Origin of the sequence: Streptomyces sp. NBC_01445 (assembly GCF_035918235.1) — a bacterium.
Classification (GTDB): Bacteria; Actinomycetota; Actinomycetes; order Streptomycetales; family Streptomycetaceae; genus Streptomyces.
In genome coordinates this window covers 8,637,221-8,653,503 of sequence record NZ_CP109485.1, presented here as the reverse complement: position 1 = coordinate 8,653,503, position 16,283 = coordinate 8,637,221, and the positions used below count along the sequence as shown (strand labels likewise).

16 protein-coding genes and 1 pseudogene are annotated in these 16,283 nt (G+C 67.8%); 15 read left to right on the top strand and 2 right to left on the bottom strand.

The annotated features are described in order from the left end of the window. Window positions 1-216 precede the first annotated feature (216 nt). The 4 genes from OG574_RS39400 (at window position 217) to OG574_RS39385 (ending at window position 4,650) form a co-directional block, all read left to right on the top strand. Window positions 217-1,560, top strand: coding sequence for an MFS transporter (locus OG574_RS39400; RefSeq protein WP_326777061.1), 1,344 nt, complete (start codon window positions 217-219; stop codon window positions 1,558-1,560). After that, on the top strand, window positions 1,557-3,122 hold the full coding sequence (locus OG574_RS39395) for an MFS transporter (protein ID WP_326777060.1): 1,566 nt from the start codon (window positions 1,557-1,559) through the stop codon (window positions 3,120-3,122). Before OG574_RS39400 ends, OG574_RS39395 begins: the two co-directional genes overlap by 4 nt. A 207-nt stretch (window positions 3,123-3,329) precedes the next feature. Next, window positions 3,330-4,328, top strand: a complete 999-nt coding sequence (gene gap / locus OG574_RS39390; protein ID WP_326777059.1) for a type I glyceraldehyde-3-phosphate dehydrogenase — start codon at window positions 3,330-3,332, stop codon at window positions 4,326-4,328. Between the two features lie 28 nt (window positions 4,329-4,356). Beyond that, window positions 4,357-4,650, top strand: a complete 294-nt coding sequence (locus tag OG574_RS39385) for a hypothetical protein (RefSeq protein WP_326777058.1) — start codon at window positions 4,357-4,359, stop codon at window positions 4,648-4,650. 578 nt (window positions 4,651-5,228) lie between these two features. Here OG574_RS39385 and OG574_RS39380 read toward each other — a convergent pair. Continuing rightward, complete coding sequence (locus OG574_RS39380) at window positions 5,229-5,693, bottom strand: MarR family winged helix-turn-helix transcriptional regulator (protein WP_326777057.1); 465 nt, start codon at window positions 5,691-5,693, stop codon at window positions 5,229-5,231. Window positions 5,694-5,839: 146 nt separating this feature from the next. On the opposite strand from OG574_RS39380, the gene OG574_RS39375 reads away from it, so the two are divergent. Further along, on the top strand, window positions 5,840-6,325 hold the full coding sequence (locus OG574_RS39375; RefSeq protein ID WP_326777056.1) for a DUF2269 family protein: 486 nt from the start codon (window positions 5,840-5,842) through the stop codon (window positions 6,323-6,325). Window positions 6,326-6,350: 25 nt separating this feature from the next. Here the strand turns inward: OG574_RS39375 and OG574_RS39370 are convergent. Continuing rightward, a pseudogene (locus OG574_RS39370) lies at window positions 6,351-7,128 on the bottom strand (IS5 family transposase). A gap of 685 nt (window positions 7,129-7,813) precedes the next feature. Between OG574_RS39370 and OG574_RS39365 the strand changes: the two are divergent. The 10 genes from OG574_RS39365 (at window position 7,814) to OG574_RS39320 (ending at window position 16,245) form a co-directional block, all read left to right on the top strand. Then, entirely contained in the window at window positions 7,814-8,530 is a 717-nt protein-coding gene (locus OG574_RS39365; RefSeq protein WP_326777055.1) for a hypothetical protein, read from the top strand. A gap of 362 nt (window positions 8,531-8,892) precedes the next feature. Continuing rightward, window positions 8,893-10,686, top strand: a complete 1,794-nt coding sequence (locus OG574_RS39360) for a type IV secretory system conjugative DNA transfer family protein (protein WP_326777054.1) — start codon at window positions 8,893-8,895, stop codon at window positions 10,684-10,686. Between the two features lie 99 nt (window positions 10,687-10,785). Further along, window positions 10,786-11,022 carry a hypothetical protein gene (locus tag OG574_RS39355; protein WP_326777053.1) on the top strand — a complete coding sequence of 79 codons (237 nt, stop codon included), beginning with the start codon at window positions 10,786-10,788 and terminating at the stop codon, window positions 11,020-11,022. Beyond that, the gene (locus tag OG574_RS39350) at window positions 11,019-12,197 is read left to right on the top strand and encodes a DnaB-like helicase N-terminal domain-containing protein (protein ID WP_326777052.1); all 1,179 of its coding nucleotides are present in this window, start codon (window positions 11,019-11,021) and stop codon (window positions 12,195-12,197) included. Before OG574_RS39355 ends, OG574_RS39350 begins: the two co-directional genes overlap by 4 nt. A 411-nt stretch (window positions 12,198-12,608) precedes the next feature. Then, window positions 12,609-13,220 carry a DUF4913 domain-containing protein gene (locus tag OG574_RS39345; RefSeq protein WP_326777051.1) on the top strand — a complete coding sequence of 204 codons (612 nt, stop codon included), beginning with the start codon at window positions 12,609-12,611 and terminating at the stop codon, window positions 13,218-13,220. A 473-nt stretch (window positions 13,221-13,693) separates the two neighbouring features. Continuing rightward, entirely contained in the window at window positions 13,694-13,948 is a 255-nt protein-coding gene (locus OG574_RS39340) for a hypothetical protein (protein ID WP_326777050.1), read from the top strand. Continuing rightward, window positions 13,926-14,444, top strand: a complete 519-nt coding sequence (locus OG574_RS39335) for a DUF6879 family protein (protein WP_326777049.1) — start codon at window positions 13,926-13,928, stop codon at window positions 14,442-14,444. Before OG574_RS39340 ends, OG574_RS39335 begins: the two co-directional genes overlap by 23 nt. A gap of 21 nt (window positions 14,445-14,465) precedes the next feature. Continuing rightward, window positions 14,466-15,314, top strand: coding sequence for a helix-turn-helix domain-containing protein (locus OG574_RS39330; protein WP_326777048.1), 849 nt, complete (start codon window positions 14,466-14,468; stop codon window positions 15,312-15,314). Window positions 15,315-15,373: 59 nt separating this feature from the next. After that, window positions 15,374-15,796: a hypothetical protein gene (locus OG574_RS39325; RefSeq protein WP_326777047.1), complete on the top strand. Its 423-nt coding sequence runs from the start codon at window positions 15,374-15,376 to the stop codon at window positions 15,794-15,796. Continuing rightward, window positions 15,793-16,245 (top strand): glycine-rich domain-containing protein, encoded by a 453-nt coding sequence (locus tag OG574_RS39320; RefSeq protein ID WP_326777046.1) that lies wholly within the window; start codon window positions 15,793-15,795, stop codon window positions 16,243-16,245. Before OG574_RS39325 ends, OG574_RS39320 begins: the two co-directional genes overlap by 4 nt. Window positions 16,246-16,283 lie beyond the last annotated feature (38 nt).

The following is a 16,283-nucleotide window of genomic DNA, read 5'->3' as shown; positions in this document are numbered from 1 at the left end:
ACAGGCCGCACGAGCATTCTTGACACGTCGTTCCAGAACTTCGTAGAGTTCTTGGCGAATCAGTCCAGAACTTTGCTGCCAGTTGCTCACGGCACCCTCGAAGCCCACGGAACGGATAAAAGACGTATGTCTTGGCAAGATCAGATGGCCCCTGCGCGAGCGCAGACGAAAGGCGGGGAGACACCAAAAACACGGCCTGTCCTCATCCTCGCCGTGATGGCCATGGCGAGTTTCCTCGGCCAACTCGACGTGTGGATCACCAATGTCGGTCTGCCGAACATCGGGCAGGGACTGGGTTCGACCTCCTTGTCGGACCTGAGCTGGGTGCTCAATGGCTACGCGATCGTCTTCGCTGCCCTTCTCGTCCCTGCCGGGCGGCTCGCCGACCGCTTCGGACGCAAGAACGGCTTCCTGCTCGGCATGGCCGTCTTCGTAGCGGCGAGCCTCGGTGCGGCGCTGTCCGGCGACGTTTGGGTGCTGGTCGTCTTCCGCGCCATCCAGGCGGTGGGTGCCGCCCTGCTGACCCCCGCCAGCCTCGGCCTGGTCTTGACGAGCGCCCCCGCCGACAAGGTGGAGCGGTACGTCAAGATCTGGTTCACCGCAGGCTCGCTGTCCGGGGTGTGCGGACCGATCTTCGGCGGGCTGCTGGTCCAGGCCTCCTGGCGGTGGCTGTTCCTGGTGAACATTCCCGTCGGACTGCTCGCCATCGCACTGGCCGCCCGGCTCATCACCAACGCCCGGCACGAACAGGACGCCCGCATCCCCGACCTGCTCGGCGGCGTCCTGCTGATCGTCATGGTCGGCGCCCTGGCTCTCGGCGTGGTGAAGGCGCCCGACTGGGGCTGGTCGGACACCCGCGTCATCACGTCCCTGGCCGTGGCAGTGGTCGGATTGGTGGCGTTCCTGTTCCGCTCGTCACGGCACCGGGTGCCCGTGGTCGACCTTTCGCTCTTCCGTGACCGGATCTTCGCCTCGGCGAACCTCGCCGGCATGCTGCAACTGGCCTCGTTCGCCAGCCTCCTGCTGTCGTCGATCCTCTGGATGCAGAACCACTGGCACTACTCCGCCATCAAGACCGGATGCGCCAGCCTTCCCGGCCCGATCGGCTTCGCGGTCGCCGCCACCATCAGTGAGACCCTCCAGCGCCGGTTCCGGATCCCGGCCGGTGTCGTCGCGGCGGTCGGCAGCGCGATCGCCTCCGTCGGCATCCTGCTCTTCGTCTTCCTGCTGCACGACGACCCGAACTACCTTTCCGGAGTCCTCCCGTGCTGGCTGCTCTTCGGGTTCGGCGCCGGCCTGGCGCTACCGACCGTCGTCTCGTCCGCGACGGTCGGATTGCGCCCCGAGGAGGCCGCCACCGGCAGCGCCATCGTGACCATGTCGACGCAGATCGGCTCGGTCGTCGGCATCAGCATCCTGGTCGCCATGCTCGGCACCGCCTCCGGTGGCGCCTCCTTGGACACTTACCGGCACGCGTGGCTGGTCGCGATGGCCCTCATGGCCGTCGCGGGCGTGGTGTCACTGGGCGTGTCTCCGAAGAGGGCGGTGGCGGTCCGATGACGGCGTCCGTTCCCGCTCAGACCTCCCGCGCCGCGGGCCCCGGCAGCGGGCGGTCCCGCTGGCTCGGCCTCCTGGTGGTCTGCCTCGGCGTCATGATGGCCTTCGTCGACGTCACCTCCACCATCTCGGCCCTGGGCGACATACAGACCGACCTGCACGTCACCGCGAGCACCCTGGTGTGGATCACCAGCGCCTACAGCCTCGCTGTCGTGAGCTTCGTGATGTCCGCAGGTACCTTCGGCGACCTCGTGGGGCGCCGGCGAGTGTTCAGCCTGGGTGCCGCCGTCTTCCTGGCCGGCAGCGTGGTCGCTGTCTTCGCCGACAGCGCCGGCATGCTCATCGCCGCACAGGCGACCGCGGGCCTCGGCGGGGCAGCCGTACTGCCGACGAGCCTGGCGATCGTCAGCGCCACGTTCACCGCCCCGCACGAGCGCACCTCCGCGATCGGCATCTGGGCCGCATGCTCCGGAGTCGGCCTCGCCGTCGGCCCTATCCTCGCCGGAGCCCTGCTCGAACACTTCTCCTGGCACTCCGTCTACATCGCCAACATCGTCATCGCCGGCGTGGCCCTCCTCCTGGCCCCGGCCTTCGTGGCCGAGTCCAAGCACCCCACGCGCAAGCCCGACCTCGCGGGCCTCGTCCTCGGCACTGTGATGACGGCCTCGGCCACCTACGCGATCATCCAAGGTGGCTCCACGGGCTACACCGAGGCACCGATCATCACCATGTACGTGGTCTTCGCCCTATCCCTGTTCCTGTTCGTACGCGTGGAACTCCGCAACCCCGACCCCATGTTGGACCTGAGGCTCTTTCGGAGCGCTTCCTTCTCGGCCGTGATGGGCGTGGCCGCTGTCAGCGTTTTCGGACTGGTCGGTGTCGCCCTGCTCAGCGTGCTCTACATGGAACGCGTGGGACAGACCAGCCCTCTCGACGTCGGGGTGCGCCTGCTGCCGCTGTTCGGACCGTTCCTCCTGGTCACCGTGGTGGCCGCCCGGGTGCTGGTACGCCGGGTCGGCCTGACCTCCTTGATCACCGCAGGTCTCGTCCTCATCGGAACCGGGTCCCTCGCACTGCTCGCGACCGACGCCTCGGGAGGCTACGGGGCGATGTGGCCGGGGCTGCTCATCGCGGGCGTCGGCGCGGGCCTGCTGACGGCACCTTCGACGGCCGCCGCGGTCAACAGCGTCCCGCCACAGCAGGAGGGCATGGCGGCGGCAGCGGTCAACATGGCTCGCCAGCTGGGCACGGTTCTCGGCCCCAGTGTGCTCGGAACGATCGTCACCAGCCGCTTCCCCCGCAACCTGCACGACCGCCTCGTCGAGGCGAACATCCCCTCGCCGCAGGCGGACAAGATCGTGGAGGGTGTGTCACACGGGGGTGGCGGAGCGGACCTCCCCGCTTCCCTTGCCCGCGTGGTGGGAACGGCGGTACCGAGGGCTTTCACCGACGCCGTGCACGTGGGCAACGTCATCGGCGGAGTCGTACTGATCGTCATGGCCGTACCTGCCGCGCTGTTCGTCCGCCACAAGGTTCACAGTCCCCGAAAATCCGCCGAAGCATAAGCGGTAGGCGAACGCCATTGCGAGGCCTGAAGGTCTTCTAGCCGAACAACGTCCCACCGAGCAGCCGGTGTTGATCGCTGAGCAGCCCCTCTCATCAACACCGGCACCTCCCGCGAATTCACGTTCCGGGCCATGAGCGCAGCTGTGCCGAAAAGAAGCGCAGCGCCTCTCAACAAGCACTGGTAACGAACCGAAGGAACACAACGCATGACTCGCATCGCCATCAACGGATTCGGCCGCATCGGGCGCAACGCGCTGCGCGCACTACTCGAACGCGACAGCGACCTCGAAGTCGTCGCCGTCAACGACCTCGCCGAGCCCGTCACCCTCGCCCGGCTCCTCGCCTACGACACGACGGCCGGACGGCTCGGCCGTCCGGTGACCGTTGACGTGGATGCCCTCGTCGTCGACGGCCGTCGCATCACAGTGCTCGCCGAGCGCGAACCCTCACAGCTGCCGTGGGCCGAGCTGGGCGTAGACATCGTGCTCGAGGCAACCGGCCGCTTCACCTCCGCCAAGGCCGCCCGCGCTCACCTCGACGCGGGCGCGAGGAAGGTGCTCGTGAGTGCGCCGTCGGACGGTGCCGACGTCACGCTCGCCTACGGAGTCAACACGGAGGCATACGACCCGATCGCGCACACAATCGTCTCGAACGCCTCATGCACGACCAACGCCCTTGCACCGCTTGCCACGGTGCTCGACGAGCTCGCCGGCATCGAGCACGGCTTCATGACCACGGTGCACGCCTACACCCAGGAGCAGAACCTGCAGGACGGTCCGCACCGCGACGCCCGCCGCGCCCGCGCCGCCGCTGTCAACATCGTGCCGACCACGACGGGCGCCGCCAAGGCGATCGGCCTCGTGCTGCCCAGCCTCGACGGCAAGCTGTCCGGCGACTCGATTCGTGTGCCTGTGCCGGTCGGCTCGATCGTCGAACTCAACACCACCGTCGCCCGCGACGTGACCCGCGACGATGTGCTGGCTGCGTACCGCGCCGCCACGCAGGGCCCGCTCCTCGGCATCCTCGAGTACTCCGACGACCCGCTCGTCTCGTCCGACATCATCGGCAACCCTGCCTCGTCGATCTTCGACGCCGCCCTCACCCGCGTCGACGGCCGCCACGTCAAGGTAGTCGCCTGGTACGACAATGAGTGGGGCTTCTCCAACCGCGTGATCGACACGCTGGAACTCCTCGCCACACGCTGAACGGTCTCCGAACCGCCGCCTGCGCCGCATGAAAGCTGAAGCCACAGCGGCTGGAAGGGAACAACGGATCCTGCATCGCATCTGCAGCGTTTACGCCCTGATGGGCCTCGCCGTACCCACCTTGGGTATGGCCACCGCCTCACGCATGCATGTCCTGGACTCCCTGTGGCTGATCGCCTCGATCTGTCTCACGGCCTTGGCTGCCGTGACCCTCTTCGCGACCGTGGCGCTTCAGACGAAGGCGCTGGAGGAGTCCCGCCTCGCATCGCCAGGTCGGCTGGCCGGGACGGCTGGCGCGTTCAACCTGTTATGGACATCGTGACCGTCCTCATGATTCTCCGACCCGGCCCCACGACCGGTGGGACCGACAGCCTGGCTACCGGCCGCGACCGACGACCAGTTGGCCCCGCGCGGAGAGCCGCCCCCACAGACCCGAGCCTCGGCGCATTCCCCGGCTCCGGGGCTCGTGCGGGTCATACATGCAAAATCGGGGTGGAGTTGTCGACCTTCGATCGGCCCACTACGGACCGTCCAGGTCTTGAAGACGGGTGAACCAAAGGGCCACGGACGGCGGATGAAAAGTGAGCCACTCTGCGATCTCTTGATCCTCCTGACTTCACCGTTTCTGGAGTCGGGAGGAAGAGAGGAAGAAAGGGTGATCCACGTGGAGGACTGGGCTGAGATCCGTCGGATACATCCGATGAGAGGGCTGCCGGCTCGGGCGGTGGCTCGTCAGCTGAGGACCTCCAGGATCACCATGCTGCGGGCGCCGGCCTCGGACCGCCCGCCGCGGTATCGGCGGGCGCCGAAGGGTTCGGCGGTGGACGCGGTGGAGCCGGCCGTGTGGGAACTGCCCGCAAGGACGCCGCACCCTTCGGCGAGCCGCTCCGCGACCGGGAGTCAGGAGCTGCCGGGCGCGTCAGCCCGGAGATTCTTGGCCAGGAGGCGGTGCAGCAGCGCGCCGAGGCTGGCCTGCTCCTCGGCCGTCAGCCCATCGAGCAGTGGGGTCTCGACCGAGCCGAGGGCATGGTCCAGTTCGCGCAGCAACTGGCGGCCTGTGTCAGTGACGCGCAGTTCGGCGGTGCGGCCACGTCCTGCTGGACTCACGCGGCGGACGGCGCCAGCTTGTTCGAGTTGGCGAACAGTGGCCTGCATGCTCTGCGCGGTGACTCCAGCCCTGCGCCCCAACGCGCTGTAGGAGAGCCCGGGCTCACGCGAAAGATGACCCAAAGCGCTCAGAAGGCGCAGCGACAGCCCCTGGGCCTCAAGGGCGCGCTCGACCTCCTCCCGCACGATCCGCCCCAGGGTGAGCAGCAGCAGCGCGGGGCGCCCTGGGGGTAGGCGCTCGGCCGGGTTGCTCGTCACCTGTCCCACCTTCCAGGCCGGCTGCCGACAGTCGGCAGTTCTGGGCTCTTGAAACAGGAATGCTATCGTCGACCCAGTTTAAGTCTGACTGAAACTGTGCACCTGACCCCCGCGTCAGCGTGTGCGCGAAAAGGGGAGACACCGCCATGGCCAAATTCCTGCTCAGCGTCCACGTGCTGGCGGCGATCCTGCTCATCGGACCGGTCACCATTGCGGCGAGCCTGTTCCCGCGTTACGCGCGCCAGGCACTGGCCGACGGACCCGAGCAGCAGTCGGCCAGCGGCTCGGTCGAGCTGCTGCACCGGATCTGCCGCGTCTACTCGGTGGTCGGAATCGCCGTCCCGGTCTTCGGTGTCGGCACCGCCGAGGTGATGGGTGTGATGGGCAGCGCCTGGCTCATCGCCTCCATAGCACTGACAGTTGTCGCCGCCGTCCTGCTGGGCATCGCGGTACTCGGCATCCAGGACAGCGTGGTCACCCAGCTCGACAAGCCCGAACAGGTGTCGACCTCCGTGGAGCCCCTGATCGCCCGGCTGCCTCGCCTGTCGATGATCACCGGCTTGTTCGCCCTCGCCTGGCTGATCGTGGTGGTCCTGATGATCGTCCGCCCTGGCTCGACGACAGGTGCATAACGGCCCAGCCACCTCAGAATTCATTTCATTTGGGGAGTCTGCGGTGGCAGATGAGTGTTGCGGCGATGGCGACGAAGGCAAGGAAGTGTTCGGGCTTGCGTTCGTAGCGACGGTGAAGTCTCGGGCAGCCAGCAAGCCAGGCAACGGACCGTTCCACGACCGGGCGGTGCCGTCCGAGGCGTTCGGAGTTTTCGATGCCTCGACGGGCGATGCGGGGCGTGATGCCGCGTGAGCGGCGCCATCGCCGCAGATGAGGGTAGTCGCAGCCCTTGTCGCCATGGAGCTTGTCCGGCCTGCGGCGACGAGGTCCGCGGCGGGACCTGATCGGCGGAATCCCACGGACGAGGGACTGAGCCCTGACTGTCATGGGTGTTGGCCGCGGAGATTCCGAGCGAGATCGGAAGACCGTTGCGGTCAACTATGCGGTGGATTTTGGGCCCCTTCTTACCTCGGTCGGTCGGATTCGGTCCCGTCACCTGCCCCCTTTGAGCGCTCGGACACTCATCGAATCGATCGCGCAGCGCGACCGTTCCAGCTCGCCCTGGGCACCGAATTCATCGAGCACCAGGCGGTGGAGCCTGGCCCACACTCTGGCCTGAGACCACTCGGTAAAACGCCGGAATGCGGTCACACCTGACGGCCCGAAACCAGGTGGGAGCTGGTTCCACGTACATCCTGACGAGGCCACGAAGACGATGGCCGCCAGCACTTCACGGTCCCCATGCCAGCGCCGGAGGAACCACCCGCTGGAACAACTCCCACAAGACGTCCGGCACCAACCGCTCAATAAGCTTCGTCGTCACCCCATCAGCATCCCGCAAGATCACACCAAACGAAATGACTTCTTACTCGCCCTGGTGCACGATATCCGGGCGCACCAGCAAGAGCGTCCTTCAGCCGTCAGCGCCTTGCTCAAATGAGGATGACTGCGAGGTGGGCTGCAGCCTGGTAGGCAATGGAGAGTTTGTCGGTACGCAGGGCGTCCGTTGGTGCATCGCTCGACCGCGTTGCGCTGCTAATTTGCCTCCGTGTCGAAGGTCGGCGGGCGACCCCCGGTGATGAGGACTGGGCCCAGGGCCCGCCCCGGGCTCTAGCAGGTCAGTGCAGCGGCCCTCGCGAACGTCGTCGCCCTGAGCAACGCCTGTGGCTGGCATTACTCCCTGACGCAGGCAGAGAACGCCGATGCGCGCGCGTCGACATGGCTCGGACCAAGAAGGCCCTATCTCCCTCGCGACGCGGCCGGCCTCCGGTGGATACCCCTCGGCTCGGGTCGAGGCAGCCCGCGCCTGGTCACCACACGTGGCCACATGGCCTGCCCACACCGCTGCGGCGATCGAGACGCCTCTGGCCCACCGGCCGATCGGTTCTTCCGCGCTGCCCGGCCGCCGCGCTCGCGCTCAATAGCTCAGATTCCAGGCCGCACCAAACCCGGCTTCGGGCCGCATTCTCGTCCTCCGCACGGCCCCGACTTCTGCGAGGTGCATCTTCGTGGCGGAAACACATCCGCACATCACCGTCGGCCATCACGGCCGCTACGGCGTCGTGGCAGCGACATCGCACGACAACCACGTCGCCGAGCACATCCTTCGCCTCGTCGGTTTCGAGCGACTCCCCGGCAGCGTTTTGTACAGCCTCACCGATCCGACCCGCGAACCGTTGCGGCGCGGAGCACAAGCCGTGCAATCCATGCGGGCCGCGCAGTACAGCGTCACCTCCGACGCCGCGTACGACCTTCAGCCCTACACCCGGCTGAGCCCGAGCCGAGGTCCCACTGACCTGCCGGAGAAACCTCCCATCATGCCGGTCTCCGGCATCCAGGAGGCGGCGGTCGCCTCGGCCCGCCCCCTCGACGCCGACATCCGTGCCGACCGGATCATCGTGCACGACCAGGTTCGCGACCCCGAAGGCATCCTGCGGGCCATGGGCACTGAGACCCGCACCAACGAGGGCGTCCCGCTCCCTGGCGAGGGCGACCTCCAGTACGTCGAGACCCTGCAGGTCCGTACCGACCTCGCCTTCGACGCCTTTTCCTACGTGCGCGACAGCGGGTGGCCAGACCCTGTATCGACCATGCAACAGCGCCGAGCCCAGGCCGCCACTGCCCTCTCCCCGGCCTGTACGGGTGTATCGCCGCCACGACGGCCCGCTGTTTCCGTCGAGTACCACCCCACCCCAGCTGCCCCGGAGCCGAGCCGCACCCGCTAGCCGATCCGCGCCAACAAGAACTCACGATGAATCTGCAGCTCGAGCCGGACGTCGCCTCGGGGTGGCCGCCGCCGTCGCAGACGAGCGTCGGTCGTCCTCGGCAATCACCCTGCGAGGGCTGCGCCGCACCCCGACGGGGCGGCACCGAGCAGTGCGGGCACCCCGCACACCCCAGCTCGTACCCTCCGGCCGCCCGGCTGACCGGCGGGCTGGATACGCGCTGGCTCGCCGGCCGGGACTGCACCGACTGCCGCCCCCTTCTTCCTTCGCGCCACAGCCTCTTGGAGCCCCCTCGTGATCACCAGAAGAAGCCGCTGGTCCCACCCCATCGCCCGCCACTCAGCACGTAACGGGACCGCGCCTTGTCTCCTGCACGCACCAGCACACCGTCGACCACCACCGGCACCGACGCCCTCCTCTACCTCCTAATCGCGGTCGCCGCACTCACCATGGGCGGCGGGACACTCGCCTGGCTGTTCGGCAATCTCCTCAACGCGGCTGTCGGCTCCGATCCGTGGGCCTCCTTCCGACCAACAGAATCGCTGTTGCACCCTGGTCGTGTCTGGCCGCATCTCGCCCACCCTGCCGTGATCAGCGGGTGCTACGCCCTCCCCGCACTCTTCCTCCTGGCCACCGCTCTGTTCGGGATGAAGGTGCGGCTCCGGCTGCGCGGCGATCCCAAGGGACTGGCCGACCAGCGGGACCTGGCCGACCTGATGCCCAAGAAGGTCGCGGCCAAGTCGATCGATCTCCGTCCGAGTCTCAAGGGCACCAAGCCCAAGGCGGTCGCGCCCGACGACTGCGGGGTCCTGCTCGGCACGCTCACGCCCGGTGCGCGGGAGGTCCGCTCATCGTGGGAGGACGTCCTCCTCGCGATCATGGCGCCCCGCTCGGGGAAGACCTCCGGATTGGCGATACCGGCTATCCTCCGCGCGCCGGGCCCTGTACTGCTGACCTCCAACAAAGCGGCGCGCGACGCCTACACCGCCACGCTCACGGCCCGCGCCGAGGCCGGCACAGTGTGGACGCTCGATCCACAGCAGATCGCCCACGCCCCGCAGGCGATGTGGTGGGACATCCTCTCCGACGCCCGTGATCTCGCCGGGGCCCGCCGCTTGGCGGGGCACTTCGTGACCGCCTCCGTGGACGAATCGAGTGCCGGTGACTTCTGGTCGACTGCCGCCGCGAACACCCTCACCGCGCTGTTCCTAGCCGCCGCCCGCGGCCGACGGCCGATCACCGACGTCCTGGCCTGGCTCGCCTCGCCAGCAGACCGCTCCCCCATTGACCTGCTCCAGGACGCCGGGCTTGACGCGATCGCCGCCCAACTCCATGGCACCGTGGCCGGAGCCGTCGAGACCCGTGACGGAATCTTCGAAACCGCCCGGCAGTACGCCAGTTGCCTACTCAACCCGGCCATCGCCGCCTGGGTCACCCCACCCAGCGGGATGGACACGATCCTGGAGTTCAAGCCCGAAGCGTTCGTCACCGGCAAGGACACATTGTTCCTGCTGTCGAAGGACGGCGGCGGCTCCGCGTCGGCGATCATCGCCGCCGCTGCCGACGCTGTGATGCGCTCGGCCGTTACCCAGGCAGAGCGCGACGGCGGTCGCCTCGATGCCCCGCTGCTCGCGATCCTCGACGAGGCCGCCAACGTATGCAAGATCGCGGACCTGCCGGACCTGTACTCCCACCTCGGCAGCCGAGGCGTCATCCCGATCACCATTCTGCAGTCCTACCGCCAGGGCGTCCGAGTATGGGGCGAGTCCGGCATGGACGCGCTCTGGTCGGCTGCAACGATCAAGCTCGTCGGCTCCGGTATCGACGACGCCGACTTCGCGGACAAACTCTCCCGCCTGGTGGGCGACCACGACGTCCGTACCGTCTCGGTGTCCACCAGCGAGTCGGGCAAGTCCACTTCAGTATCCATGCGCCAGGAACGCGTACTACCAGCCGACGCAATTCGCGCCCTACCCAAGGGGTCTGCGCTCCTGCTCGCCACCGGCATCCGCCCTGCACTCCTCAGCCTCAAGCCCTGGTACCGCGAGCCCAACGCCGACCGGCTCGGCGCCGCATCCGCCAAGGAAACCGCGGCCATCACCGAGCGCGCGCTGGCCAAGACCCTGCACCACGACGACTTCGGTCCGGCCACATGACCCCGCCGAAGCCGAACCCCTCAAGGGCGAGACGCGACGGCGCACGTCCCCGAACCGCAGTACGTCCGGGCCTTCGCCCCTCCCTCGCGAGGTACTCCCATGTCCCACCCCGCACCGACCTGGACTTCCGTCCGCCGCTCCGAACGACTCGCCGACACCCCCGCCGTGAAGCGCGGCGCCCACTGGTGGCTCGTGTCCCCGAGCGGCTCTCTGCTCGCAGCGGACCCGGCATTCACCGACGAACTGCAGCGCCTTGCCACCGCCTTGGCCGACGCCAACCGTGCCGTTGCTGAGATTCACGCCCAGAGCCAGCACGCACGCAAGGCGCAGCCGTGACCCCGCTCGTCCAAGCCGAGCAAGCCGTCTTGGGCGCACTATTCCTGGATCCCGGCCAGCTCGACCGGCTTGATACCTGGCTCCACCCGGAGCACTTCTCCCGTCCCGCGCACTCCGCGCTCTACGCCACGATGCTCAAGCTCCAGGCCGACGAACACCCAGCGACGACCGCGCCGGTAGGTGGACCCGTACCGCTGGCCTGGATCACCGACACCTTGTACGAGGCGAGCACTCACGCCCGCGGGCTCACCCCGTCGTACCCGCACCTTCTGATCTCCGCGTGCCCGCGCCCCGACCACGCCCCGGCGTACGGACGAATGGTCCTGGAGGGCGCCATCCGCCGCAGCGTCGCCCAGCATGCCGCACGCCTGCACCAGGCCGCGCTCGCCGACGACCGGAACGGGACAGTGGCGGAGACGCTGCACCACGCCCAGGTACTCTCCGACGTGCTGACCGACCTTGCCCGCGCTTGGGGAACCAAGGCCCGGCCCGCGCAGCCGCCCACCGCATACACGCCGCAAGCCGCCCCTCCCCCACCCCTCAGCGAACAGGGGCTAGCTGACGAGGAGTTCCTCCTCGGTTGCCTCGCGTCCCGGCCTGAGCAGCTTCTCGAGCTGGTGCACTCGCTCCTCCCCGACGACTTCGCCGACCCTGGTAATCAGCAGATCTACCGCGCGCTCGTAGCACTGCACCATCGCGGCGAACCGATCGACCAGTTGACCGTGCTGTGGGAGACCCAGCGGCGCGGTGCACTGGCCGACGGTGTTCTCGACGCCAAGCGCGTACGGCGGATCTGTGACCCACTACTCGGTGGAGCAGCCGAACACTTTGGCGAGCAGGTCGTCCAAGCCTCTCTCGTCCGCACCGCAACTCTGACAGCCGGGCAGGTTGGCGCCCTAGCCGACCGTGACGCGCTCGCCCCTGGGCAGCTCATCAGCTACGCCCTGCACACTCTCCATCCGTTGGACGACGTCCGCCGTCGCCTTCGCACAGCGCGCCAAGCTGAGCCGGAACCACGTCCATCACTCAGCCCGCCCGGCGCCCCGGCGCCGAGCGCCCGCAGCGATGCCGCACGTGTCCGCAGCCGCCTCGCAGACACCACGCTGTCGGCAGCGTCCACCGCAGTCCCCCACCGCTCCAGTACCGACCGTCGCACCCATCGGAGTCCGAAATGAACGATCAGGCCAGCCGGGTCGGCTTGGGGTAGGACAGGCTGTACGCCATGGCCCACGAATTCGAGAATCTCCGCACCGACATCACTCAGTCGTACACCGGGCTACCTGCTCGCCCCGTCCCACCGACGACGCGGGCCGCCTGAGCCCGCGGTTCATGGAATGGATGCGGGCCCCGACGAAGGATGGGGAACCGACACCCCAGGCCTGGGCAGGCCTGCCCAACCGTCCGCGCTTTGCACCGGTGTCGTTCCCCAACAGGCAGCCTATGCCTTGAAGTGCCTTGCCCCTCCGAAGGACAGGCGCCCTCATCGGATCGCGCTGTGAGCGGGTCCTCTACACGAGAACTCCGGCCGGGCCAAACCGCTGAATCTCCGGACTCTCGACACCCACGAACTCTTCGGAGGTATCGAAATGTCCGAGCCCGCACGGGACGGGGCCGAGCTGGTACGCATACCGGACCACGACCTGGACGACCTGGTCTCCACGGTTACGCAGTTGGTCACGGAGACCCGTAAGCAGAACGAAACGCTCGCCCGCCTCACCGACGAGGAGACGTCCATCAACGACGGCGCCGACGGTGAGGCAGAGTCCGTGAGCACGGCGACCTCGCCTTCCGGTGCCGCGCAGACCGCGCCGGTCACCTCGGCCGAGGCACCGACTTCCATTTTCATCCTGGCGCTCGACGGCACGGCGTACACCGAGGAACTCGCCACGCTCACCAAGTGGGTGGACGACCTGCTGCTGCCGGTGTACGGGCGGGAGGTCTCCACCAGTCGCCCGTGGTGCGAGCAGTGGCTGGAGCACCCCGAAGCGGTGGCACGGTTGCATGCCTTGTGGCTGGCCTGGCAGCAGCTCACCGATGTCGAGGCCGGCCTCACGGGCCCATCGACCTGGCACCGCGATCATCTCGATCCCACGCTGCTTCAACTCCGCACCCCTGACGGCCCATTTGGGGCGTGCACCACCAACGCAACCCGCCCCAACCACCGACTGCTGGCCTCCCCCCAGTCCGCCGGAGCCTGACATGGCCAACACGTACGAACTGGCACGTGTCGCTGCTCAACGAGTATCTCAAGCGGGAGGCCGCGCACTCGGGCCACTCGTTCGACGACGTGGCACAGGCGTTGCTCCAACTCCTCCTGGACGGGGGGAGTCGACCGTCTCGCGGCTGCTGCGTGCCCGGCTCGCTTAATACACACGGGGGTCGCACGCTTGTGTGACGGGCCCTGAACGGCGCTCGCCACCGTTGTCACACCCTGCCTCTACGCTACGGCGAGCAGGGCGTAGCGCGCTGCCGGTGGGAATCGAGTCGCGCGCCCGGCCCCGAGGGGCCGCACGGCAGGGCCCGCGTCGTGCAACCCCCTCTCTTCACCGGAACGATCGCGCCACGCGGGGGCGCGAAACCCTTCGGCCGGATTCCGCCCTTCCCGCGAACCTAGTCCTCCGTAATGATCGCAGTGCAACATGGCGCAACTGTCTGGACGCAGGAGGCGGTCATGGCACTACTTTTCATCGGGATCGACCCCAACACCGGCGGCGGGAACTGCCCGGCGGTCTGGGTCGACCAGCCCGACGGCGCAGGCGAGGAGCCTGAGCTGGTGCTCCAGGGATGGTTGGCCGATGCCGCCATGCTGGAGCGTTGCGCTCAGGACAGCCCGCGACCGGACACCGAGGCCGTCATCCGCATCCCCGCGCGGATGGTGAAACAGATCAGGGAGGCATGCGACGTTGTCGAACGTTCCCAGTTTTGACGAGCTGCTCGACAGCGCACAGCACCAGGCGTTGCACCTGGAGATGCGCGACCACTACGGCGTCGACGAAGAGGCTGACACCGTGGGCGCCTGGCGCGACAGCGGCGTTGTCCCGGCCGTCGACTCGGCATTCTGGAAGCCGTGGGTCGAACTCGTCCAGCGCACCGTCGCCCGTGGCGTGGCCGTAAGGCGCGCTCGCGTCGTATCGGAGCCGGTCACGGAGTACATCCGATTCGAACACGCGATCACCGGCGCCAACCTCTACGCCGGGGAACAGGTCAGGTGGCTGCCGCGCGCCCGCGCCTCGCACCTGATGCTTCCGGGAAACGACTTCTGGCTGATCGACGACCGGGTCATCCGGTTCAACATCTTCAGCGGCGACGGGAAAGCCGTAGAGCCGCAGGCCAGTTGGGACGCGGGCGTCATCAAGCAGAGCACGCACGCCTTTGAGACAGTGTGGGAGCTCGGAATCGATCACGAGCAGTACGCCCTCTGACGATCTGCGACACGCACCACCATGAACAGCAGTCCTTCATCTGCCGCCCAAGCGGCCCGCGCTCAGGTCGCCGCACGTCTGCTCGACGTGCGCAGGACCGCCGGCCTCAAGGCCGTGGAGCTGGCCGCCTCCTGCGGCTGGCACAAGTCGAAGGTGTCCCGGCTGGAGAACGCCCGGATGCTGCCCTCGGACGCGGACATTCGCGCCTGGTGCACGGCATGCCGGGCACCCGACCAGGTCAGTGACCTGATCGCCAAGACGCGGGATGCGGACCTGCTCTACGTGGAGTGGAAGCGACTGCACCGCGACGGCATCCGCCGCATGCAGGAGAGCGCGGTCCCGCTGTACGAGGGCACGAGCGTGTTCCGCGTCTACTGTCACAACGTCGTCCCTGGCCTCTCGCAGGTCCACGGGTACGCCGAAGCGCTGATGAACCTGATCAGCGACTTCCAGGGAACCCCGAACGACTCCCCCGAAGCGGCGACCGCCCGCCTGGAGCGCTCCCGGGTCATCTATGAGGGCCAGCACCGGTTCGTGCTGCTCATCGAACAGGCCGTTCTCGGTTACCGGTTCGGCACGCCCTCGGTGATGGCGGGACAACTGGGCTACCTGCTGGAAGTGATGTCGCTGCCCAGCGTGGCATTCGGCATCGTGCCCCAGCCGGCCGAGCGGACCATGTGGCCGCTGGAGACCTTCATGATCTTCGACAAATCGCGTGTGCAGGTGGAGACGTTGACCGCGGAGATCAACATCACCGCACCCGACGAGATCGCTGCCTACTCGCGCGCCTTCGACCGCCTGCGGGACATGGCGGTGTTCGGGCCAAAAGCACGCGCCCTGATCCTAAAGGAGATCGCCGCTCTCGGGTGACGCCCGCGCAACTTCGCGCAACTTCATAGAGGGTCGACTCGCCACTTCCCTAGCTTGAAATGCACCAGTCGGAAGTGATCGACCCTTGGGGGCGCGCGGTGATCGAAGTTGAGCAGGAACGAGAATCCCACGCCGAGGCCCTTCCTCTGGACCTCGAACAACTTGACGCGGACGTGCAGTGGGCGCTCCAGATCCGGCTGGAGCTGCCGGACAAGCAGCGCGTTGAGACACGCGTCCTGCGCCTGCGCGGACAGTTGGCCGAGGTCATCGAGTCTGGAGTGATCGACAAGGACGACCCCACCCTCGGAGGGTTGCTTTCCACGGCGCACCGGCTGATTTCCCACCCCGTGCCGCCAGGGCAGATGTCGCACACCGATGCGTACGACCACCTGCGGCACCTGGGCAACAACGCGCGCGCCGTCGCAGCGATCTACCGGATGCGCCGTGCACGCGCCAACCGCGAGAAGGGACAGACGGCATGACCGACACCTCGACGCCGATCAAGCGGACCGACCCCCGCAAAGTGTGCTCGAAGGAGTTCTTCGAGCGCATCACGAACCGGCTCCTCAACGCGCACCCGACGTTCGAGCGGGCACTGGCCGAGCGGATCACCGAGCAGGGCCTGGCCTACCTGTACACCGCCGCCCGTGCCGGGGAGCTGCTGTCGCCGTCGCCGATCGTGGACCTCGCCTGGCACGCGATGATCCTGCACACCCGCGACTACGCCGACTGGTGCGATGAGTTCGCCGGTCACTTCGTACACCACATTCCCGAGGACGCTGCCGTCGACCGCAGCGAGGCCGCCGCCGCACGCACCCGTACGGTCGCAGCGATCACTGTTCAAGGGTTCGCGGTCGACGAGGAGTTGTGGCCTGCCTTCGCGGCGAAGTGCAACCAGTGCCACGCCGGGTGCCACGACAGCCCGAAGTAGCAGCGCTACCATCGCCCGCCTGCACCCTCCCCCGGGGT

Bases quoted from the DNA above. Each gene is read 5' to 3' on its own strand.
- OG574_RS39400 (WP_326777061.1), top strand. From the start codon at position 217: ATGGCCATGGCGAGTTTCCTCGGCCAACTCGACGTGTGGATCACCAAT.
- OG574_RS39395 (WP_326777060.1), top strand. From the start codon at position 1,557: ATGACGGCGTCCGTTCCCGCTCAGACCTCCCGCGCCGCGGGCCCCGGC.
- gap (WP_326777059.1), top strand. From the start codon at position 3,330: ATGACTCGCATCGCCATCAACGGATTCGGCCGCATCGGGCGCAACGCG.
- OG574_RS39385 (WP_326777058.1), top strand. From the start codon at position 4,357: ATGAAAGCTGAAGCCACAGCGGCTGGAAGGGAACAACGGATCCTGCAT.
- OG574_RS39375 (WP_326777056.1), top strand. From the start codon at position 5,840: ATGGCCAAATTCCTGCTCAGCGTCCACGTGCTGGCGGCGATCCTGCTC.
- OG574_RS39355 (WP_326777053.1), top strand. From the start codon at position 10,786: ATGTCCCACCCCGCACCGACCTGGACTTCCGTCCGCCGCTCCGAACGA.
- OG574_RS39345 (WP_326777051.1), top strand. From the start codon at position 12,609: ATGTCCGAGCCCGCACGGGACGGGGCCGAGCTGGTACGCATACCGGAC.
- OG574_RS39340 (WP_326777050.1), top strand. From the start codon at position 13,694: ATGGCACTACTTTTCATCGGGATCGACCCCAACACCGGCGGCGGGAAC.
- OG574_RS39330 (WP_326777048.1), top strand. From the start codon at position 14,466: ATGAACAGCAGTCCTTCATCTGCCGCCCAAGCGGCCCGCGCTCAGGTC.
- OG574_RS39325 (WP_326777047.1), top strand. From the start codon at position 15,374: ATGCACCAGTCGGAAGTGATCGACCCTTGGGGGCGCGCGGTGATCGAA.
- OG574_RS39320 (WP_326777046.1), top strand. From the start codon at position 15,793: ATGACCGACACCTCGACGCCGATCAAGCGGACCGACCCCCGCAAAGTG.